General features: G+C 64.7%; 19 protein-coding genes and 1 riboswitch. Of the genes, 6 read left to right on the forward strand and 13 right to left on the reverse strand.

From position 1 onward, the window contains the following. Positions 1–13 precede the first annotated feature (13 nt). The 4 genes from E6B08_RS11990 to E6B08_RS12005 form a co-directional block, all read right to left on the reverse strand. Positions 14–802 carry an ABC transporter ATP-binding protein gene (locus E6B08_RS11990; protein WP_136914194.1) on the reverse strand — a complete coding sequence of 263 codons (789 nt, stop codon included), beginning with the start codon at positions 800–802 and terminating at the stop codon, positions 14–16. After that, complete coding sequence (locus tag E6B08_RS11995; RefSeq protein ID WP_136914195.1) at positions 799–1,815, reverse strand: FecCD family ABC transporter permease; 1,017 nt, start codon at positions 1,813–1,815, stop codon at positions 799–801. Before E6B08_RS11995 ends, E6B08_RS11990 begins: the two co-directional genes overlap by 4 nt. Next, positions 1,815–2,825, reverse strand: a complete 1,011-nt coding sequence (locus E6B08_RS12000) for an ABC transporter substrate-binding protein (protein ID WP_136914196.1) — start codon at positions 2,823–2,825, stop codon at positions 1,815–1,817. The genes E6B08_RS11995 and E6B08_RS12000 overlap by 1 nt, the downstream gene beginning before the upstream one ends. A 112-nt stretch (positions 2,826–2,937) precedes the next feature. Next, positions 2,938–3,136, reverse strand: a riboswitch (cobalamin riboswitch). 28 nt (positions 3,137–3,164) lie between these two features. Continuing rightward, positions 3,165–4,331, reverse strand: a complete 1,167-nt coding sequence (locus E6B08_RS12005) for a DUF1624 domain-containing protein (RefSeq protein ID WP_136914197.1) — start codon at positions 4,329–4,331, stop codon at positions 3,165–3,167. A gap of 219 nt (positions 4,332–4,550) precedes the next feature. Here E6B08_RS12005 and E6B08_RS12010 point away from each other — a divergent pair, with 219 nt between their 5' ends. Then, the gene (locus tag E6B08_RS12010; protein ID WP_136914198.1) at positions 4,551–5,297 is read left to right on the forward strand and encodes an outer membrane beta-barrel protein; all 747 of its coding nucleotides are present in this window, start codon (positions 4,551–4,553) and stop codon (positions 5,295–5,297) included. A gap of 61 nt (positions 5,298–5,358) precedes the next feature. On the opposite strand, the gene E6B08_RS12015 is transcribed toward E6B08_RS12010, so the two are convergent. The 3 genes from E6B08_RS12015 to lpxO form a co-directional block, all read right to left on the reverse strand. Next, positions 5,359–5,928 carry a GNAT family N-acetyltransferase gene (locus E6B08_RS12015; protein WP_136914199.1) on the reverse strand — a complete coding sequence of 190 codons (570 nt, stop codon included), beginning with the start codon at positions 5,926–5,928 and terminating at the stop codon, positions 5,359–5,361. 78 nt (positions 5,929–6,006) lie between these two features. Further along, positions 6,007–6,351, reverse strand: coding sequence for a carboxymuconolactone decarboxylase family protein (locus E6B08_RS12020; RefSeq protein WP_136914200.1), 345 nt, complete (start codon positions 6,349–6,351; stop codon positions 6,007–6,009). A gap of 78 nt (positions 6,352–6,429) precedes the next feature. After that, positions 6,430–7,329 (reverse strand): lipid A hydroxylase LpxO, encoded by a 900-nt coding sequence (gene lpxO, locus E6B08_RS12025; RefSeq protein WP_136914201.1) that lies wholly within the window; start codon positions 7,327–7,329, stop codon positions 6,430–6,432. Between the two features lie 157 nt (positions 7,330–7,486). On the opposite strand from lpxO, the gene thpR reads away from it, so the two are divergent. Next, positions 7,487–8,029 carry an RNA 2',3'-cyclic phosphodiesterase gene (gene thpR, locus E6B08_RS12030; RefSeq protein WP_136914202.1) on the forward strand — a complete coding sequence of 181 codons (543 nt, stop codon included), beginning with the start codon at positions 7,487–7,489 and terminating at the stop codon, positions 8,027–8,029. A gap of 4 nt (positions 8,030–8,033) precedes the next feature. Here thpR and E6B08_RS12035 read toward each other — a convergent pair whose 3' ends face one another. Then, positions 8,034–8,939, reverse strand: coding sequence for an AraC family transcriptional regulator (locus tag E6B08_RS12035; protein WP_136914203.1), 906 nt, complete (start codon positions 8,937–8,939; stop codon positions 8,034–8,036). Between the two features lie 181 nt (positions 8,940–9,120). Here E6B08_RS12035 and calA point away from each other — a divergent pair, with 181 nt between their 5' ends. Both calA and E6B08_RS12045 read left to right on the forward strand, forming a co-directional pair. Further along, the gene (gene calA, locus E6B08_RS12040) at positions 9,121–10,173 is read left to right on the forward strand and encodes a vanillin reductase (RefSeq protein WP_136914204.1); all 1,053 of its coding nucleotides are present in this window, start codon (positions 9,121–9,123) and stop codon (positions 10,171–10,173) included. A 269-nt stretch (positions 10,174–10,442) separates the two neighbouring features. After that, positions 10,443–11,642: a sugar transporter gene (locus E6B08_RS12045; protein ID WP_136914205.1), complete on the forward strand. Its 1,200-nt coding sequence runs from the start codon at positions 10,443–10,445 to the stop codon at positions 11,640–11,642. A gap of 73 nt (positions 11,643–11,715) precedes the next feature. On the opposite strand, the gene E6B08_RS12050 is transcribed toward E6B08_RS12045, so the two are convergent. Genes E6B08_RS12050 through E6B08_RS12060 form a run of 3 tightly spaced genes read right to left on the reverse strand, consistent with a single transcriptional unit; the run spans position 11,716 to position 14,139 of the window. Then, entirely contained in the window at positions 11,716–12,300 is a 585-nt protein-coding gene (locus E6B08_RS12050) for a LysE family translocator (RefSeq protein WP_136914206.1), read from the reverse strand. A gap of 50 nt (positions 12,301–12,350) precedes the next feature. After that, positions 12,351–13,181 carry an AraC family transcriptional regulator gene (locus E6B08_RS12055; RefSeq protein ID WP_136914207.1) on the reverse strand — a complete coding sequence of 277 codons (831 nt, stop codon included), beginning with the start codon at positions 13,179–13,181 and terminating at the stop codon, positions 12,351–12,353. A gap of 58 nt (positions 13,182–13,239) precedes the next feature. Further along, on the reverse strand, positions 13,240–14,139 hold the full coding sequence (locus tag E6B08_RS12060; protein WP_136914208.1) for a LysR family transcriptional regulator: 900 nt from the start codon (positions 14,137–14,139) through the stop codon (positions 13,240–13,242). Between the two features lie 105 nt (positions 14,140–14,244). On the opposite strand from E6B08_RS12060, the gene nfsB reads away from it, so the two are divergent. Further along, on the forward strand, positions 14,245–14,898 hold the full coding sequence (gene nfsB, locus E6B08_RS12065; RefSeq protein ID WP_136914209.1) for an oxygen-insensitive NAD(P)H nitroreductase: 654 nt from the start codon (positions 14,245–14,247) through the stop codon (positions 14,896–14,898). A 6-nt stretch (positions 14,899–14,904) separates the two neighbouring features. Here nfsB and E6B08_RS12070 read toward each other — a convergent pair whose 3' ends face one another. Both E6B08_RS12070 and E6B08_RS12075 read right to left on the reverse strand, forming a co-directional pair. Further along, positions 14,905–16,059: a cysteine desulfurase family protein gene (locus E6B08_RS12070; RefSeq protein ID WP_136914210.1), complete on the reverse strand. Its 1,155-nt coding sequence runs from the start codon at positions 16,057–16,059 to the stop codon at positions 14,905–14,907. 176 nt (positions 16,060–16,235) lie between these two features. Continuing rightward, positions 16,236–17,165 (reverse strand): LysR family transcriptional regulator, encoded by a 930-nt coding sequence (locus tag E6B08_RS12075; RefSeq protein WP_136914211.1) that lies wholly within the window; start codon positions 17,163–17,165, stop codon positions 16,236–16,238. A 138-nt stretch (positions 17,166–17,303) separates the two neighbouring features. Between E6B08_RS12075 and E6B08_RS12080 the strand changes: the two genes are divergently transcribed. Then, complete coding sequence (locus E6B08_RS12080) at positions 17,304–18,536, forward strand: acyl-CoA dehydrogenase (RefSeq protein WP_136914212.1); 1,233 nt, start codon at positions 17,304–17,306, stop codon at positions 18,534–18,536. Positions 18,537–18,581 lie beyond the last annotated feature (45 nt).

Raw genomic sequence — 18,581 nt, forward strand, 5'->3', positions numbered from 1 at the left:
GCAACTTCCTGTTTCAAGGGGCGCGAAAACGCAGGATGCGCGCGCCGTCAAAAGGGTCGGTGAGATAGTGGGCATGCACGCCGAAGGTGCTCAGCAGGCGCTCGGGGGTGAGCACGTCCAGTGGTTTGCCCAGGGCCACCAGGCGGCCTTGGTCGAGCACCGCGAGACGGTCGCAGGTCAGGGCCTGGTTGAGATCGTGCAGGGCCACCAGCGTAGTCACCGGCAGCGCCTGTACCTGACGAAGCAGGCCCAGTTGATGCTGGATGTCGAGATGGTTGGTCGGCTCGTCCAGCAACAGCACCTGGGGGCGCTGGGCCAGGGCGCGGGCGATATGCACGCGCTGGCGCTCGCCGCCGGACAACGAGCCCCAGAGGCGTGCACGCAGGTGCAGGGCATTGGCATCGACCAGGGCCTGTTCGACGATGGCGCGGTCCTCCCTGGCGAACGGCGCCAGCGCCGACAGCCATGGTGTGCGGCCAAGAGCGACGGCGTCGTACACGCTGATGGCATCGAGGGTGTCTGCCTGCTGCTCGACCAACGCCAGGGCCTGGGCGATGCGGCGCCGGGGCAGGCTGGCCAGCGGTTCGCCGAGCAACTGCACATTGCCGCTGGTGGGCGTGCGCAAGCCTGCCAGAAGCTTGAGCAGTGAGGACTTGCCCGAGCCGTTGGGGCCGACGATACCCAGGGTTTCGCCGGGGAACAGCGTCAGGTCGATGTCGCTCAGTACCGCTCGGCCGCCCAGCTGCAGGCCAAGACTGGCGCAGGCCAGGGGAGCGACGCCGAGGGTGGGCATGAGGGTCATGGCTGCCTCCTTCGACTGACCAGGATCAGGGCGAATACCGGTGCGCCTATCAATGCGGTGACTACGCCAACCGGGATCACCTGGCCGGGGATCAACGTGCGCGACAGCACGTCGGCGGCAATCAGGAACAACGCACCGCCCAGCGCGCTTGCCGGAAGCAGGCGGCTGTGGCCGGGCCCCAGCAACAGGCGCAGGGCATGCGGGATGACCAGGCCGACGAAGCCGATGGCGCCGACGATCGACACCATCACCGCAGTGACCAGTGCCGCACAACTGATCAGCAGCAGTTGCGTGCGGCGCACGGGAATGCCGAGCGAGGCGGCCGAATCGGCGCCGAAGGTGAAGGCGTCCAAGGCGCGGCGGTGCCACAGGCACACCAGCAAGCCACCCAGCGCCACTGGCAAGGCCAGCCATACCGACGGCCAGCGCACCCCGCTGAGGTTACCCAGCAACCAGAACAGAATGCCCCGGGCCTGCTCGGCGGTCGCCGACTTGGTGATAAGGAACGCGGTCAATGCGTTGAACAACTGCGAGCCGGCAATACCAGCGAGGATCACCTGGGCATTGTTGCTGCTGGGGCCGGCGGCGCGTGCCAGTACCAGCACCAGGATGAAGGCCGCCAGTGCGCCGATGAAGGCGCCCCCGGACAAGCTCAGGGCGATGCTGCCCCAGCCCAGCAGGCCGACCAGCACCGCACCGGTCGAGGCGCCAGCCGAGAGGCCCAGCAGGTACGGCTCGGCCAACGGGTTGCGCAGCAGTGCCTGGAGAATCACCCCGCAGGTGGCAAGGCCAGCGCCGCAGGCCGCCGCGACCAGGGTGCGGGTGAGGCGGTAGTTCCAGACGATGCCGGCGTCGATCGGGTCGACCGGGTACCCGGCCTGCCACAAGTGGTTGGCCAGCACGCGGTACACCACGTCGAACGAAAGGTTGCTCTCGCCGATGGCAGTGCCGGCCAGAAGCGCGCCGAGCAGTGCCAGCAATGCCAGGAAGCCGGTGGTCAGCGGGCGACTCATCACTGCGTCGCTTTACCGCTGGCGAAGGCCGAGGCGAGTGTCTGCAAGCCACGGAACAGGCGAATGCCCGCCTGCATGGCATCGGCGTCGAGGATGATGATGCGGTCGTTCTTCACCGCATCCATGTTGCGGGTGACCGGGTCGCTGCGAAGGAATTCGAGCTTCTTCTGGTAGTCGTCGGCAGGGAAGCGACGGCGGTCCATGCGCGCGATGATCAACCACGTCGGATTGGCCTTGGCCAGGGTTTCCCAGCTCACGGTCGGCCATTCCTCGGTCGACTCGACGACGTTGCGTACGCCAAGGGTGCGTAGCATGAAATCGGCCACGCCCTGGCGGCCGGCTACGTAGGGATCGATGTCGAGGTCGGCACTGGAGAACCAGAACAGCGCCGAGGTGTCGCTCAGGTCCTTGCCGGCCAGCTGCTGACGAGCGCTGGCCAGGCGGCCTTGCAGGTCGGCGTTGAGCGCCGCGCCACGTGCTTGCACATCGAAGATCTCGGCCAGTTGGCTGACGCTCTTGTAGATGCTGTCGACCTGGAATGCCTGCAGGCGGGTGCCGTCTGCGCCGACCAGGTTGTCCTTGCCTTCGCAGTCCGAGGGCAGCAGGTAGGTGGGGATGTGCAACTCGTCGAACTGCTCGCGGGTGGCGACTACGCCCTGGGCCCCGACCATCCACTCGAACTGCACCGTCACCAGCTGCGGGCGCTTGCCGACCACAGCCTCGAAGCTCGGGTCGTTGTCGGCCAGGCGCTCGACCTTGTCGTTCAGTGCCTGGTACTCGGGCAACACGTTGTTGAACCACAGCGAGGTGCCGACAAGCTTGTCGCCCAGGCCCAGCGCATACAGCATTTCGGTGCCGGCCTGGCCGATGGTGACCACGCGTTCGGGGGCCTGGGTGAAGACCTGCGTAGTGGTGCAGTTCTGCACGCTCAGCGGATAGTGGGTGGCGGCCGCCTGGGCCAGGCCGGTCAGGCTCAGGCCGGCGAGCAGGGTGGCGAAACGGGGCAGCATGCTGGTCGATCTCCTATCGGACAGTTCTCGGAGGAACCCACGGACAGGCATCGCCAGCGCCCGCGCGAAGGCGAACGGCACCGGTACAGATGGCCATCCCGGACACCCCGCCGGTTGGTGAATGTAGGCCGGCAGGTCTCCTGACTGGTGCGTCATGGCCCGGCTCCAGCCTTCCCGGATCGCAGATCCAGTGGCATCGATGGAGCGGGCTCGGCACCTACAGTTGCGGGGGCAGTTCCGTTTGGCTCGCCTGGGCGAGCCGGGGATTCCCTATTAATTCCGTGGTGGAAACCGGCGGGCCGCATGGTAGACCATCCGGCCGCCAGGTGAAACGCATTTTCAGAAGTACTTGAGCCAGCGGATATCGCGGCGGCGTGCCTTGAGCCGCGCGAAAGCGCGTATCGGCAGGTACAGCGCCGTCGCCAGCAGCACCGCGACCAGCCATACCGAGGCGATGCCATCGAAGCCGAAGTACTCGCCATGGTTCAGCCCGAACAGGGCCACGCAGGCCAGATACAGCAGCTTCAACACGTACAGGTGCAGCAGGTAGAAGAACATCGGCGCCGCACCGAATACCGCCAGCATGCCGATCCAGCGCGTGGCGCCTGCACGTTCGAAGGCGCGCAGCAGCAACAGCCCGCAGCTCAGTGTCAGGGCCAGGAACAACAGTGATGGCGGGTACTTGGTGATGTTCAAGAAGCTCATCGCGGTCAGGGTGAAGTCGGGCTGGACGCTCCAGGGCGCCTCGCCGTAACCGTTCAGCAGGCGCAGCACGAGGAAGCCGAGCAGGGCCACCAGGCCGGCGACCAGCAGCCGGTGCTGGCGCTGGTCGGCCGCGCTGCCACGGGCGAACCAGGGGCCCAGGCCATAGCCCAGGGCGATCACGCCGATCCAGGGCAGTACGGGGTAGGACGTGCGCAGGCGCATCGCTTCGGATACCTCGAGCCAGCCACGGTCATGCAGGATCGCCCATGGCACGTGCAGGGCCGACTCAGGGCCGAAGTGCAGGCCATCGAGCAAATTGTGGCCGGCCACGATCAGGGCGCCGATTGCCACAAGCACGGGGCGCGGCAGCCACACCAGCAGCGACAGGGCGATCATGCTGATGCCGATGGCCCAGATCACCTGCAGGTAGATCACGCTGGGCGGTAGCTGGAACGTCCAGGCGAAGTTGACCAAGGTGAACTCCAGCACCACCAGGAACAGCCCGCGCTTGAACAGGAAGGCCGAGACATCGCTGCGTCCCTGGTGTTTCTCGCCATACAGCCACGCCGACAGCCCGGTGAGCAGGACGAATACCGGCGCGCACAAGTGCGCCAGGGTGCGACTGAAGAACAGCGAAGGCTCGGTGACGTCGATGGTCATCGGATCGCTGACCTGGCGATGCAGGAAAAAGGTTTCGCGGACGTGGTCCAGCAGCATGAACAGGATGACCAGGCCGCGCAGGGCATCGATGCTCTGCAGGCGTTGGGTGAGCAAGGTAGGCGTGGCTGAGGCGCTTGTCATGGATGGGGTCGCAGGCAGGAATGAATTTCAAATGAAACGTTATCTTATAACTATTTTTAGGCGATGTGGTAGCGCAATTTGTACCGTTTGCACGTCTAAAAATGTGAGTCAAATCACATCGTTCTGCGTTGTTAGTGAGTTTTTTTCGAACTTTCGCTTCGGCGGCTGTCTCGAAGCGCTCGTTCGTCATTCGTATTTCTGTCAAGGAGACTGCACGTAATGTCCGCTCGTAACCTGCTGCGCCACACCTGCCTGTTCGCCCTGCTCGGCAGCCCCCTGCTGGCCACCGCCGCCCCCAGCACCGACCCGCTGTTCAGCGTCGGCCTGCTCGGCGCATACGACAAGTTCAAGTTCGAAGGGGGGAGCGAGTCCGAGAAGGATCACATGGGCGAAGGGGGGGTATTCGCGACCTTTGGTAACAAGCTGACCGCCGAATCCGGCTTCATCTACCAGGTCGGTGCCGAAGCCAAGTACGGCAAGAAGAACGACAACAAGCTCAAGGAGGCCCAGGCCGACCTCGACCTCGGCTGGCGTGCGGCGCTGGATGCGCGCAACTTCGTCGATGTGATCGTCGGGGGTGGCTATAGCTGGTCGCGCTTCGAGCCTGAGATCAACGACCTGGACACCAAGCTTACCTACAAGTCGCCATTCGCCAAGGCCGCATTGGGTTACAACCACCAGTTCGATGCCTCGACCCTGCGCGTGGAAGTCGGTGCGCGCCGCAGCATCGATGGCCGTGCCCGGCTCAAGGTGGATGATTTTGGCAGCGACAGCGTGGACATGAAGGACCGCACCAACCCATACGCCGAGGTCACCTTGCTGATGAACCAGCAGGGCGGCATGCCGGTGCAGGCCGGGGTGTACTACACCCGGACCGAGTACAAGCTCGATGAAGACTCGGAGGCCGCCGACAACACCAAGCTCAAGCGTGACGAGTTCGGCTTCAAGGTCGGCTTGGCGTTCTGAGGTTGATTGACTGACAGCGCCGGCCTCCGAGGGTAGACCCGCGAAGAGGCCGGTGCTGCGATCAGCGCCCGCGGCGGCGCGACACCCGCGCCTCGATGTTCTTGCGTCCGATCAGCAGCGGCGGCTTTTCCACCACGGGCTCATCGGCCAGCCACTTGTACATCACCAGGCAATCCACCAGTCCCAGCCGGGCATGGCGAAACGCCTTGGGCAAGCGCCCGACCGTCTCGAAGCCGAGCTTGTGCCACAGCGCCACGGCCACTTCGTTGCTGGCCACCACCGAATTGAACTGCAAGGCCAGGAAGCCCTCCTGGCGCGCCTGCTTTTGCGAGTGCTCGCACATCAGCCGTGCCACGCCGCGCCCACGGGCGGCTTCGCAGACCACGTAGCCGCAGTTGCCGACATGCCCACCGGGGCCTGCGGCGTTGGCCTTGAGGTAATAGGCGCCCAGCAGTTCGCCGTCCTGTTCGGCCACCCAGCTGTGCAGCGGCAGTTCGAGCCACAGCCGGCGAGCCTGTTCGATGCTCATGTCCGGGGCGAGCGCGTAGGTTTCACGGGCCTGAATCACGGCCTGGAAGGTCGGCCAGAACCGCTCGAAGTCGTCTGGGGTCATGGGGCGCAGAAGGGTCATGGCGTTACCTGCAATGGCTGGGCCGCCAAGTCTGGGTGGGCTGGCGCCGCCGCGCAAGGGCGGCGACGCCAATCAGGCTCAACCGTCGGCCTTGCCCACCGCGTCTAGGGCGCGCGCCGAATACACAAGCGCGGCGCCAGCGTTCATCGCCACGGCCACGCCGAGGGCTTCGGCGATTTCTTCACGGGTGGCGCCGTGCCTGACGGCCTGCTGCGAATGCACGGCGATGCAGCCGTCGCAGCGGGTGGTCACTGCCACGGCCAGGGAGATCAGTTCGCGGGTCTTGGCGTCCAGGTTGTTGGTCTTGGCGCCGGCGCCGCTGGCGGTCATGTAGCCGGCGACGGTATCGGGGGACAACTGCTTGAGATCGCCGATGCCGGCCATCAACTGCTTACGGTAGGCGTCCCAGTCCATCATGCTCATTGTCTTCACCTTACGAGGTTGGGGAGGGTGAGCTTTCAGGCTAGACGATAGCGGGCGGCGCAGCCGCCCGGGCAGCACTCAGATGTAGATGAAGACCAGGACCAGTGCGGCGACCACGGCCCACTTTTCCAGGTAGTAGCGGGTGCGGTTGCGCTTTTTCAGGGCCTTGCCGCGTTCGCGGATCTTGTAGATGCGGGTGAACAGGCGGTTGATGCCGCCAGTCTTGTCGTTGGCATCGTTGGGTGCGGCTGCCGCGGCCATCACGTTGCGGCTGAACCAGCGGTTGAAGGCGGTGGCCCAGTGGTACTTGAGCGGGCGCTCGACGTCGCAGAACAGGATGATACGGTTGTGCTCGGTGGTGTTGGCGGCGTAGTGGATATACGTCTCGTCGAAGATCACCGCCTCACCGTCACGCCAGGAATACTTCTCGCCGTCCACATCGATGTAGCAACCGTCGTCGTTAGGCGTGTCCAGGCCCAGGTGATAGCGGTAGGAGCCGGCGTAGGGGTCGCGGTGGCGGACCAGTTTGGCACCCGGGGGCAGGGTGGCAAACATCGCCGCCTTGACCGTGCCAATGCCTTGCAGCAGCTCGGTGGTGCGTGGGCACAGGTTCATCGCCGAAGGGTGGCTCTCGCCGTACCATTTCAGGTAGAAGCGCTTCCAGCCGGTCTTGAAGAACGAATTGAAGCCCACGTCGTCATAGTTGTCGGACTTCTTGATTTCGCCCACGTGCAGCAATTGCTGGGCTTCTTCACGGATCTCCTGCCAGTGGTCCTTGAGCGGTTGCAGCTCGGGGAAAGCCTCGACCGGCAGGTACGGCTTGGCCGGATGCCGGGAGAACAGATAGAGGAAGCTGTTGATCGGGGCGAGGAAACTGGAGTGGTCGCCGAGCTGGCGCGTCAGCTTGTGACGTACCCGACCGCGCAGGTGGACATAGGCGATCGAAGCGACGAAAAGAAGTACGAGTGCAATTTTCATGGACGTTTACTTGTCGAGAATGGCCATCTGACATGGCTTGAGCCCGCCAGCATAAACAATCATGGGGCGGGTTTGTACTGATTGTTGGCCCTGCTCCTGTCGACTTAGGTGTAACGTGCCAGATCAGACGCAAACGATTCACCTACAAGGAGTGGACATGGCCGAGGATACACGCCCCACTGGCAGCCCCTTCAAACGGTTGTTCTTCGCCTTGCCGGTCACCGACGCGCAGCGCCGTGCCATCGGTCAGTGGCGCGGCGCGCTGGGCCTGCGCAGCGGCAAACCGGTGCCGCGCGAGAACTTTCACCTGACCCTGCTTTTTCTGGGCGATGTGGATGCCGTGCAAGTACCGGCGATTCAAGCGGCGGTCGATGCCCTGGCGCGCCCCGATGCGCCGTTGCGCCTGCGGCTCGATCGCCTGAGCGTATGGCCGCGCCCTGGCGCACTGGTGCTCGAGCCGCAGTCCACGGCGGCGCCGCTGCGTCAGTTGGTGTATGCCCTGGAGCAGGCACTGCTGCCGCTGGGCATTGGCCAACAAAGCCGCGATTACCGACCGCACCTGACGCTGTCGCGGGGCTACCGTGGCCAGGCGCCGGAGGCATCGGTGGCGCCGGAGTTCTTCATCGCCGCCCGCCACTTCACCTTGTACGAATCACGCAAAGGGCGTTACTGGCCATTGGCCGAGTGGCCGTTGGCCTGAGCGGCTAGACCGGCAGGCTCTGGTAAGGCAGTTCGTCGCCCGGGCTGCGGGCGAATTGGCGCTTGTATTCGCGGCTGAACTGCGAGGTGCTCTGGTAGCCGACCCGGTGCGCGGTCTGCGCCACGCCCAGACCTTCGCCGATCAGCATCTGCTGCGCCTTGAGCAGGCGCAGGCGTTTCAGGTACTGCATCGGTGCAAGGTCGGTGCAGCGTTTGAAATGCTCGTGGAAGGTCGACACGCTCATGTTGGCGCGGGCCGCCAGGTCCTCGACGCTGAGGGGGGCGGTGTAATGCTCGCGCAGATGGGCGAGGGCGGCGCCGATTCGGGCAAAGTGCCCCTGTTGTTCCACCAATGCCCGCAACACCCCGGCTTGCGGCCCTCGCAAGGCGGTATACAGCACCTCGCGTACGCGCGCCGGGCCCAGCACCTTGGCGTCCAGCGGGTCCTGCAGGCACTGCAACAGACGCTCGACGCTCTCGCGCATGGGCGCATCCAGCGCCGCGGAGGTCATCGATTGCGGCGTTTGCGCCTGCACCGCCGGGTCGGGGGGGAGGGCCATGTTCTGCACCAGTTCGCCCAGCACGGCGCGGTCGATGTCGACCGCCACGCCGAGCAGGGGCACCTCTTCGGTGGCGAAGGTCTCGCACATGAAGGGCACCGACAGTGCCTGCACCAGATAATGCCCGGCGCCGTATTCCAGCGTGCGCGGGCCCAGGCGCGCCAGCTTGCTGCCTTGGGCCAGGATCATCAGACTGGGTTCGTAGATCTGCGGGCTGCTGGCCACGTAGTGGCCCCAGCTAAGTACCTGGACCTGCGGCAGGTGGGTGGGCACGAACCCAGGGCGTGTGGCCAGGTTGCGGATGAGCCCGCAGAGCGGGGCATTGGCATCGACGTGACGAGTCAGTTGCATGATGGACCAGGGCGGAGGATCAGACACTACAATCATCGCAGATCGGAGGTCAGGCGCCAGGGGTGAGCGGGCAACTTCGGAGGATCAGGCATGCATGCCGGAGAATCAGCGGTAGGCGCTGCGGGGTTTGGGCGCGCAAAATGTGTCGGACTGAATCGTTTCACTCATTGCGAGGTCCTGCATGTACACCGCCATCGGCTACGCCGCCCAAACTTCGACCAGCCCGCTCGCCCCCATGACCTTCGAGCGCCGCAGCCCGCGCCCGGACGACGTCGCCATCGAGATCCTGTATTGCGGCGTCTGCCACTCCGACATCCATCAGGCGCGCAATGAATGGGGCATTGCCGTGTACCCGCTGATGCCTGGCCACGAGATCATCGGGCGGGTCACCGCCGTCGGCGACAAGGTGTCGGCGCACAAGGTCGGCGACCTGGTCGGCATCGGCTGCATGGTCGACTCCTGCCGCCATTGCGAGGCCTGTGCCAAGGACCTCGAGCAGTACTGCCTGGAAGGCCCTACCATGACCTACGCGACCCCCGACCGGGTCGATGGCAGCAACACCATGGGCGGCTATTCCAGCAGCATCGTGGTCAACGAACACTTCGTGGTGCGCATCCCGGCCGGCATGGACCTGCCAAGCGCCGCGCCGATCCTCTGCGCCGGCATCACCACGTACTCGCCGCTCAAGCACCACGGCGTGGGCCCCGGCCACAAGGTGGGCATCCTTGGCATGGGTGGCCTGGGCCACATGGGCATCAAGCTGGCCAAGGCGCTGGGCGCCGAAGTGACGCTGTTCACCCGTTCCCAGGCCAAGGCCGAGGAAGCCCGCCGCCAGGGCGCCGACCACGTGATCGTGTCCACCGACCCCGAGCAGATGCAGGCCGCAGCCGGTCGCTTCGACTTCCTGCTCGACACCATTCCGGTTCAGCACGACCTCAATCCGTACCTCGAAACCCTCAAGTTCGACGGCGTGCACATTCTGGTCGGCCTGATCGAACCGATCGACCCGGCGGTGCATGCGGCGAACCTGGTGCTCAAGCGCAGGGTACTGGCCGGCTCGTTGATTGGCGGTATCGCCGAGACTCAGGAAGTGCTGGATTTCTGCGCCGAGCACGATATCCGTTGTGATATCGAAATGCTGGATATCCGCAACATCAACCAGGCGTACGAGCGCATGATCGCCGGTGATGTGAAGTACCGCTTCGTGATCGACATGGCCACGCTCAAGGGCTGAGTCCTCCGCCCTTTCGAGGGCAGTAGTGTGTCGCAGTGAAAACGTCGACCCTGTGGGCGCGGGCAAGCCCGCTTCCACCAGGGCGGCGAGTTACGACAGTCGATCTTACAAAATCCTCGCGCGCCAACGCCGGCAACGGTTGTGGCACCTCGCCGCGGCGCGTACCATGCCGGGCATTCCTCCAATAACCCATCACGCATCAACCCCGTCGAACCTCGGCGTGGGTCGTGCGCTCTATCGCCTTGTCCGCGCAACAGCGAGTTTCCTCAATGAATGGACCCACCCCCCTCAACATGCCCCCGACCGTGGGCAGCGGTAGCTGGTTGAGCGTGATCGCGCTGGCCCTGGCTGCCTTCATCTTCAACACCACCGAGTTCGTGCCGGTGGCGCTGCTCAGCGATATCGGCCGCAGCTTCGACATGAGCACCGCCCAGGTCGGCCTGATGCTGACCATCTACGCCTGGGTCGTGGCCCTGGCCTCGCTGCCGATGATGCTGCTGACCCGCAATATCGAACGCCGCCGCCTGCTGCTGCTGGTGTTTCTGGTGTTCATCGTCAGCCATCTGCTGTCGTGGCTGTCGCAGAGCTTTGCCATGCTGTTGGTCAGCCGCATCGGCATAGCCTTGTCCCACGCGGTGTTCTGGTCGATCACCGCCTCGCTGGCGGTGCGTGTGGCACCCCCTGGCCAGCAGGCCAAGGCGCTCGGGCTGCTGGCCACCGGTACCACCCTGGCGATGGTGCTGGGCATTCCCCTGGGGCGCGTGGTGGGTGAGGCGCTTGGCTGGCGCGTGACCTTCCTCAGCATCGCCGGTGTGGCCCTGGCCACCATGCTTTGCCTGATGAAGTCGCTGCCGCTGTTGCCAAGCCAGAATTCCGGTTCGTTGCGCAGCCTGCCGATTCTGTTCAAGCGCCGTGCGCTGGTGATCACCTATCTGCTGGTGACGCTGGTGATCACCGCCCAGTTCACCGCCTACAGCTACATCGAGCCATTTGCCCTGCACGTGGCGCAGATCGGTGGCGAGCGCACCACATTGCTGCTGTTGCTGTTCGGCGGTGCTGGCGTGGTTGGCTCGGTGCTGTTCAGCCGCTACAGCGAGCGATTCCCCCAGGGTTTCCTGGTGGGGTCGATCGGTATGCTGGCGGCTTGCCTGCTGTTGCTGTTGCCGTTGTCGGGCAACTTCTATGTGTTCGCCGGGCTGAGCATGTTCTGGGGGGTGGCAATTCTCAGTTTCAGCCTGTCGCTGCAGTCCAAGACCCTCAAGCTGGCCTCCGACGCCACGGACGTGGCCATGGCCCTGTTCTCGGGTATCTACAACATCGGGATTGGCGGTGGCGCGTTGCTGGGCAGTATCGTCAGCAGCCAGCTGGGCGTTGCCCATATCGGCCTGGTGGGTGGCGTTGTCGCGGTAGTCGGCTTGGCTATCGCGGTAGCCAGCAGCCGGCGCTTTCGTGAGGCCGTGCAGGGCTGATTGACAGGCCGGCTCCTACGCGCTTGTAGGAGCCGGCTTGCCGGCGATGGAGCCGCTGCGCATCACCGCGCAATCACCTCACCATCGACGCCCACGCCGACACCAGCAACAACCCCGCCAGGGCGCGGTTGAACCACAACAACCGCCCCGGAGCCTGCAACCAACGCGTACTGCCCACACCCAATGCCGCCCACACCGCCATGCACGGCAGCGCGATCAGCAAGAACACCAACGCCAAGTGCCATACCGGTAACGACGGTCCGGCGAACACGCCGATCACGGCCACCGCCATCAGCCAGACCTTGGGGTTGACCAGTTGCAGCGATGCCGCGCTGACCACCCCGAAGTGCCCCGCGCCCGGGTTATCCAGCGGCTCGCCTGCACCTCGCAGCATGCCCAGGGCCAGCCAGCTCAACCACAGCACACCGGCCCAACTCATCAGTTGCTGCGCCAGTGGATGGCGCACCAGCACCTCACCAAGCCCCAGCCCGACAGCCAGCACGATCGCCGCCGCCGCGCCACAGGCCGCCAGTATCGGCGCCAGGCTTGCGCGCAGGCCTTGGCGGGCGCCATGGGCGAGGATCAGCAGGTTGGTTGGCCCCGGGCTGATGCTGGCGACGAGCGCGAAGAGGATGAAGGGCATTAACGATTGCGACATGGCGAACGACTCCGGTTGATCAGAGTGCCATGTTCGCCGCCGGTCGGCGCCTAGTCTGGAAGGTTTGAGCAGCGCCTGCGGTAATCGGCCGGGGTCAGGCGATAAGCCCGGCGGAACCAGCGTCCGAGGTGGCTTTGGTCGGCAAAACCCAGGGCGACGGCGACTTCGGCAGGTGTCTGGCCCTGGGCCAGCAGGCGCCGAGCTCGCGCCAGTCGAAGCTGAATCAGATAGGCGTGTGGAGCCAGGCCGAAGGCGGCCTTGAACGCGCGGGTCAGGCGGAATCGGTCGACACCGCAGGCCAAAGCGACTTCTTCCAGGCTGATGTCGCGTTCCAGGTTCGCGTGCAGGTAGTCGCGCGCGCGCTGCGCGGTCAGGGGCAGTCGCGGGTCGGGGTTCAGGCGCTTGCGCCAGTGCAGGTGGCGGGTCAGGCAGCCAAGCAACTGGTCCATCGCGGTTTGCCGCACGATGCGCAGTTCCTGGTCATGCACGGCGCGAAAGGCCAGGGCCGTGGCACTGGCCAGTTGGGCGTCGCGGCACAGGGTATCGGCGAAGCTGGGCAGGTTGCCGCTGGGGGCCTGTTCGAACACCGAGCGCAGTTCGGCTTCGAGCCAGTTGGGCTGCAGATACAGCGTGGAGTAGGTGAAACCGTCTGCGGTTGGCGCATGGCCGTCGTGGATATCGCCAGGCTCGAGCAGGAACACCTGGCCCGGCGTGCTGTTGTGGCGCACCCGCCGGCAGTTGAATTGCTGCACGCCCTGTTCGGTGATACCGACCAGAAAGCTGTCATGCCAGTGCGGGTCATAGGCATGGCCGATGAAATGCGCGCGGACCGACTCGATGCCGGTGTCGGCGTCCTGCTTGAGGTCGATCCAGTTGGTCATGAGGGGGGCTGCGGCTGGGTAAGGGCTGTTCACCTTAACGCACAAGCCCAGCCGTGGTTTAGAACAATTGTGCAGGCTCCAGCGCCGCAAAGCGCTCGCGCAGCCACAGGTGCAGGCGCGACACGGCAGGCGACAACTGCTTGCGGTGCGGGCAGGCCAAGGTCACCGGGGTGAGTTCGCCGGGGTGCTCGGGCAACAGCACTTCCAGCTCACCGCTCGCCACGTCGGCGCTGACATCCAGCCACGATTTGTAGGCAATGCCTTCACCGAGCAGCGCCCAACGCCTTACCACGTCGGCGTCGTCGCTGAACAACGGGCCGGTGACCTGGACCATGCGGTTTCCCAGACGCCACTTGTCATAGATGCGCCCCAACTGCAGGTAGAGCAGGCAGGCATGCTGTTGCAGGTCATCGACGCTCTGTGGCCGGCCATGGCGGGCCAGGTAGCCGGGCGAAGCCACCAGCACGCGGCGATTCCAGGGGGCCAGGGGCAGGGCGATGTAGTTGGCTTCCTGGTTGATGCCATAGCGAATGGCGACATCTACCGGATCGCGGAACAGGTCGGCGATCTGGTCGGAGAGAAACAGACGCAGGCTCAGATCGGGGTGGTCGCGGCGGAAATCACTCAGCCAGGGCAGCAGGATATTGCGCCCCAGGTCCGATGGGGCCGACACCTGCAGCACGCCGCGCAAGCCGCTATGGGCGCCATGCAGGTTGTCACGGCCTTGGCGCAGGTTTTCCAGCACGTTCAGGGCGGTGGGCAAATACAACTCGCCTTCGGCAGTCAGGCGCAGGCTGCGCGTGGTGCGGGCGAACAGGCGCACGTCGAGGTCGCGCTCCAGACGCTTGATCGCAGCCGCGACCTGGCCGGGCAGCAGGTCGGCCTCACGGGCGGCAGCGGTGAAACTGCCCAATGCGCTGCTGCGCACGAACAGTTCGAGGTCATCCAGACGGAGCATTTTCACTCCAAAGGTGAAAGTGTTGCTGCATTCTGCTGGTTTTTCTTCGCAGAAGGAAAGATAAGATGTGCTACGAATCCCGTCCCGCTTAATTGGAGTTGCAGCATGGATACCGTCTTCCTGGCCAAGCGCCGCTACACCACCAAGGCCTACGATGCCGCCCGCAAGATCCCCCAGGCGACCATCGATGCCCTGCTCGAGCAGTTGCGCCACAGCCCGTCCTCGGTCAATTCGCAGCCCTGGCACTTCATCGTCGCCGACAGCGCCGAAGGCAAGGCCCGCCTGGCCAAGGCAACCGAGGGGCGCTTCGCCTACAACACGCCGAAAATCCTCGATGCCTCGCACGTCATCGCCTTCTGCACCCGCACCGACATGACCGAAGCGCACCTCGATGCAGTACTCGACCAGGAGCAGCGCGACGGGCGCTTCCGCGATGAGCAGGCCCGCGCCGGCCAGGACCTGACCCGCCGTGGCTACGCCGACCTGCATCGCTTCGATCTCAAGGACCTGCAGCACTGGATGGAAAAACAAACCTACCTGGCCCTGGGCACCGCATTGCTCGGCGCCGCCGCCCATGATCTGGACGCCACGCCGATCGAAGGTTTCGACAGCAAGGTCCTCGACGCCGAACTGGGCCTGCGCGAGCAGGGCTACACCAGCGTGGTGTTGCTGAGCCTGGGCTACCGCAGCGAGTCGGACTTCAACGCCGGGCTGAGCAAGTCGCGTCTGCCAGCTTCGACGGTGTTCACCTTCCTCTGACCACCACTACCAGAGGGCAGTCGATGCTGCCGCCAGCACCCGACGGAAGACCTCGATCGCTTGGTCGACTTCGGTCTCGGTAGTGAATCGCCCGATGCTCACGCGCACGCTACGGCGTGCGCGTGCTTCATCCAGGCCCAGCGCCAACAGCACGTGGGAAGCAGCATTGGCCGCGGAATTGCAGGCCGAGGTGGTCGACAGGGCCAGCTCGCTCGCCAGTGCCGCACTGTTGAAGCCCTGGGCCTCGATGCACAGGTTCAAGGTGTGTGCAATGCGTTGCGCCGGGCAGCCATTGAGCGTCACGCCGGGCAGGGCCAGCAGCCCCTCGCGCAGCCGGCGGGCAAGCCGTTCGGTGTGCTGGTAGTCGCTGTCACCCGGCTGCCCGGCCAGCGCGAAGGCAGTGCCCATGCCGACGATCTGATGAGTGGCCAGGGTGCCAGAGCGCAGCCCCTGTTCATGGCCGCCGCCGTGGATCTGCGCGCGCATCAGCGCATGCGCACGCGGGCCCACGTACAACGCGCCGATGCCCTTGGGGCCGTAGACCTTGTGCGCCGAGAACGACATCAGGTCCACTGCGGCCACGCCGAGATCGATCGGCAATTTACCGACAGCCTGGGCGGCATCGACGTGGAACAGGCCGCCATGGGCGCGCACCCGCTCACCGATGGCGGTGAAGTCGGTCACGGTGCCCAACTCGTTGTTGACGGCCATCAGCGACACCAGGCGGGTATCGGCGCGCAGCGCCGCTTGGACCATGTGCGGTTGTATCAGGCCCGCTGCGTCGGGGGCCAGACGGGTCACTTTCCAGCCCTGGCGCTCCAGTTCGGCCACGGTATCGAGCACCGCCTTGTGCTCCAGTTGGCTGGTGATCAGGTGCCCCGGCTCACCGATGCCTTGAGCGATGCCCTTGAGCGCAAGGTTGTTCGATTCGGTCGCCCCGGACGTCCAGATCAGCGCGTTCGCCGCGGCGCCGACACATTCGGCCACCTGCCGCCGAGCCTGCTCCACGAGTTCCCGCGCGGCCTGGCCGTAGGCGTGACCGCTGGAGGCCGGATTGCCGAAGTTGGCGTGGCGTCCGAGGCAGGCGAGCATGGTCTCGATGACCCGGTCGTCGACCGGGGTTGTGGCGGCGTAATCGAAATAGAGCGGGGCGCTTGGCATGGGGCTGTTCCGTGCAGTGTCGTCGTGGAATCGGCGATCGATGCAGATAGCGTAACGCTGCCTTGGAGATGCTTTTTTCCAATTACCCTAGGAACCCAGTTCAGGTGAGAAAGAATTCTCCTCCACGGCCTTGTTCGGAGAATTTTTTTTCGAATCCCATGCTGCAAACGGTACGATCAGGCGAGTTGGGGGACCTTTTGCTCTTCCTCCATTACGACCCGTTCACACAATTCGATGATCTGCTCGCGCATCCAGCGATTGGCCGGGTCCTGATCGGTGCTTTCATGCCAGTACAGGTGGGTTTCCAGGGGGGCGACCTCCACCGGTAGCGGCTGGTAGCGCAATTGGTGGCGACGGGCGAAGCGTTCCGGCACGGTCATCACCATGTCGGTCTGCTGCAGCACCTGGGAAGCCATCAGGTAGTGTTGCGAACGCAGGGCGATCTTGCGTTGCACACCCATCTTGCCCAAGGCCAGGTCCACATAGCCCAGCCCGTTGCGGCGGCTGGAGATGTGGATGTGGGTCATGCCTAGGTAATGCTCCAGCGTCAGCCGGGAATCGGCCAGCGGATGGCCCTGGCGCAAGGCGCAGACGAATCGATCCTGCATCAGCTTGACGTGGCGTACCTGCGGATCGGTGTTGAGCGGCGCGTCCACGGCGAAGTCCAGGCGTCCGGCGGCGAGTTCCTTGGTGGTTTCCCGGCGTTTGCACAGGAAGCTCTCGATCATCACTGCAGGAGCCAGGCGGCGCAGGCGCTGGAACAACGGCGGCAGCACCACCGCCTCGGTGAGGTCGGTCATGCTGATGCGGAAGGTCTTGCTGGCCTGCTGCGGGTTGAAGATGCGGCTTTCCTGCACCGAGGTGCGCAACAGCGCCAGGGCGTTACGCACCGGGCCGATGATGTTCTGCGCCATGGGTGTGGGCACCATGCCCTGGGCCGTGCGCACGAACAACGGGTCGTTGAAGGTTTCCCGCAGCCGTGAGAGGGCGTTGGACACCGCCGGCTGGGTAATGCCGACGATCTGCCCGGCGCGGGTCAGGTTGGCTTCTGTGTAAATCGCGTCGAAGACGATGAAAAGGTTCAGGTCGACCTTGCTGAGGTTCATGGGCGCCGCTCTTATTGGAATTATCGGTCGATCATATATCGGTTATGAATGTTTATACACGTGGAAAATAGACTAGGTGGATGACTGGCCGGTGCTCTAGGCTCTGCCCATGTCTCTCGAATCGTGAAGGTAGCCCCGATGGATTTCGCCTATTCGCCCAAGGTCCAGGCATTGCGCGAGCGTGTCAGTGCGTTCATGGATGCCCATGTGTACCCCGCCGAGCCGGTGTTCGAACGCCAGGTCGCCGAGGGTGACCGCTGGCAGCCCACCGCGATCATGGAGACGCTCAAGGCCAAGGCGCAGGCTGAAGGCCTGTGGAACCTGTTCCTGCCTGACTCGGAGTACGGCGCCGGCCTGAGCAATCTGGAATACGCACCACTGGCAGAGATCATGGGCCGTTCGTTGCTGGGGCCGGAGCCTTTCAACTGCTCGGCGCCGGATACTGGCAACATGGAGGTGCTGGTGCGCTACGGCAGCGAGGCGCAAAAGCGCCAGTGGCTGGAGCCATTGCTGCGCGGCGAGATTCGCTCGGCATTCGCCATGACCGAGCCGGATGTGGCCTCGTCCGATGCCACCAACATGGCTGCCACCGCGCTGCGCGATGGCGACGAGTGGGTGATCAACGGGCGCAAGTGGTGGACCTCCGGCGCGTGCGATCCGCGCTGCAAGGTCATGATCTTCATGGGCCTGTCCGACCCGCAGGCACCTCGTCATCAGCAGCACTCCATGGTGCTGGTGCCGACCGATGCGCCGGGCGTGAAGATTGTCCGGCCGTTGCCGGTATTCGGCTACGACGACGCGCCCCATGGGCATGCCGAGGTGCTGTTCGAGAACGTGCGCGTGCCCTACGAGAACGTGATTCTCGGCGAAGGCCGTGGATTCGAGATCGCCCAGGGGCGCCTCGGGCCAGGGCGTATCCACCATTGCATGCGGTCGATCGGCATGGCCGAGCGGGCGTTGGAGTTGATGTGCAAAAGGGCGGTGGCACGTACCGCGTTTGGCCGGCCACTGGCACGACTGGGCGGCAACGTCGACAAGATCGCCGACTCGCGCATGGAGATCGACATGGCCCGGCTGTTGACGTTGAAGGCCGCGTACATGATGGATACCGTCGGCAACAAGGTGGCACGCAGCGAGATCGCGCAGATCAAGGTGGTGGCGCCGAACGTGGCATTGAAGGTGATCGATCGGGCTATCCAGCTGCATGGTGGAGCAGGGGTGAGCGGGGATTTCCCGCTGGCCTACATGTATGCGATGCAGCGCACCCTGCGCCTGGCCGATGGACCGGACGAGGTGCACCGGGCGGCGATTGGCAAATTTGAGATCGGCAAGTATGTGCCGGTGGAGATGTTGCGCGGCGGCAGAGGTTGAGTTCAACGGTAATCAGAGGATTGCCAAAGTTAATTGCTCGTTGGG

This window comes from Pseudomonas putida (assembly GCF_005080685.1).
GTDB lineage: Bacteria > Pseudomonadota > Gammaproteobacteria > Pseudomonadales > Pseudomonadaceae > Aquipseudomonas > Aquipseudomonas putida_V.

What these genes read in the sequence shown, in the direction of transcription:
- E6B08_RS12055 (WP_136914207.1), bottom strand. Translation starts at nt 13,181, where the DNA reads ATGACCAACTGGATCGACCTCAAGCAGGACGCCGACACCGGCATCGAG.
- E6B08_RS12015 (WP_136914199.1), bottom strand. Translation starts at nt 5,928, where the DNA reads ATGACCCTTCTGCGCCCCATGACCCCAGACGACTTCGAGCGGTTCTGG.
- E6B08_RS12020 (WP_136914200.1), bottom strand. Translation starts at nt 6,351, where the DNA reads ATGAGCATGATGGACTGGGACGCCTACCGTAAGCAGTTGATGGCCGGC.
- lpxO (WP_136914201.1), bottom strand. Translation starts at nt 7,329, where the DNA reads ATGAAAATTGCACTCGTACTTCTTTTCGTCGCTTCGATCGCCTATGTC.
- E6B08_RS12000 (WP_136914196.1), bottom strand. Translation starts at nt 2,825, where the DNA reads ATGCTGCCCCGTTTCGCCACCCTGCTCGCCGGCCTGAGCCTGACCGGC.
- E6B08_RS12045 (WP_136914205.1), top strand. Translation starts at nt 10,443, where the DNA reads ATGAATGGACCCACCCCCCTCAACATGCCCCCGACCGTGGGCAGCGGT.
- E6B08_RS12060 (WP_136914208.1), bottom strand. Translation starts at nt 14,139, where the DNA reads ATGCTCCGTCTGGATGACCTCGAACTGTTCGTGCGCAGCAGCGCATTG.
- E6B08_RS12005 (WP_136914197.1), bottom strand. Translation starts at nt 4,331, where the DNA reads ATGACAAGCGCCTCAGCCACGCCTACCTTGCTCACCCAACGCCTGCAG.
- E6B08_RS12075 (WP_136914211.1), bottom strand. Translation starts at nt 17,165, where the DNA reads ATGAACCTCAGCAAGGTCGACCTGAACCTTTTCATCGTCTTCGACGCG.
- E6B08_RS11995 (WP_136914195.1), bottom strand. Translation starts at nt 1,815, where the DNA reads ATGAGTCGCCCGCTGACCACCGGCTTCCTGGCATTGCTGGCACTGCTC.
- E6B08_RS12080 (WP_136914212.1), top strand. Translation starts at nt 17,304, where the DNA reads ATGGATTTCGCCTATTCGCCCAAGGTCCAGGCATTGCGCGAGCGTGTC.
- E6B08_RS11990 (WP_136914194.1), bottom strand. Translation starts at nt 802, where the DNA reads ATGACCCTCATGCCCACCCTCGGCGTCGCTCCCCTGGCCTGCGCCAGT.
- thpR (WP_136914202.1), top strand. Translation starts at nt 7,487, where the DNA reads ATGGCCGAGGATACACGCCCCACTGGCAGCCCCTTCAAACGGTTGTTC.
- E6B08_RS12010 (WP_136914198.1), top strand. Translation starts at nt 4,551, where the DNA reads ATGTCCGCTCGTAACCTGCTGCGCCACACCTGCCTGTTCGCCCTGCTC.
- calA (WP_136914204.1), top strand. Translation starts at nt 9,121, where the DNA reads ATGTACACCGCCATCGGCTACGCCGCCCAAACTTCGACCAGCCCGCTC.
- E6B08_RS12070 (WP_136914210.1), bottom strand. Translation starts at nt 16,059, where the DNA reads ATGCCAAGCGCCCCGCTCTATTTCGATTACGCCGCCACAACCCCGGTC.
- E6B08_RS12035 (WP_136914203.1), bottom strand. Translation starts at nt 8,939, where the DNA reads ATGCAACTGACTCGTCACGTCGATGCCAATGCCCCGCTCTGCGGGCTC.
- E6B08_RS12050 (WP_136914206.1), bottom strand. Translation starts at nt 12,300, where the DNA reads ATGTCGCAATCGTTAATGCCCTTCATCCTCTTCGCGCTCGTCGCCAGC.
- nfsB (WP_136914209.1), top strand. Translation starts at nt 14,245, where the DNA reads ATGGATACCGTCTTCCTGGCCAAGCGCCGCTACACCACCAAGGCCTAC.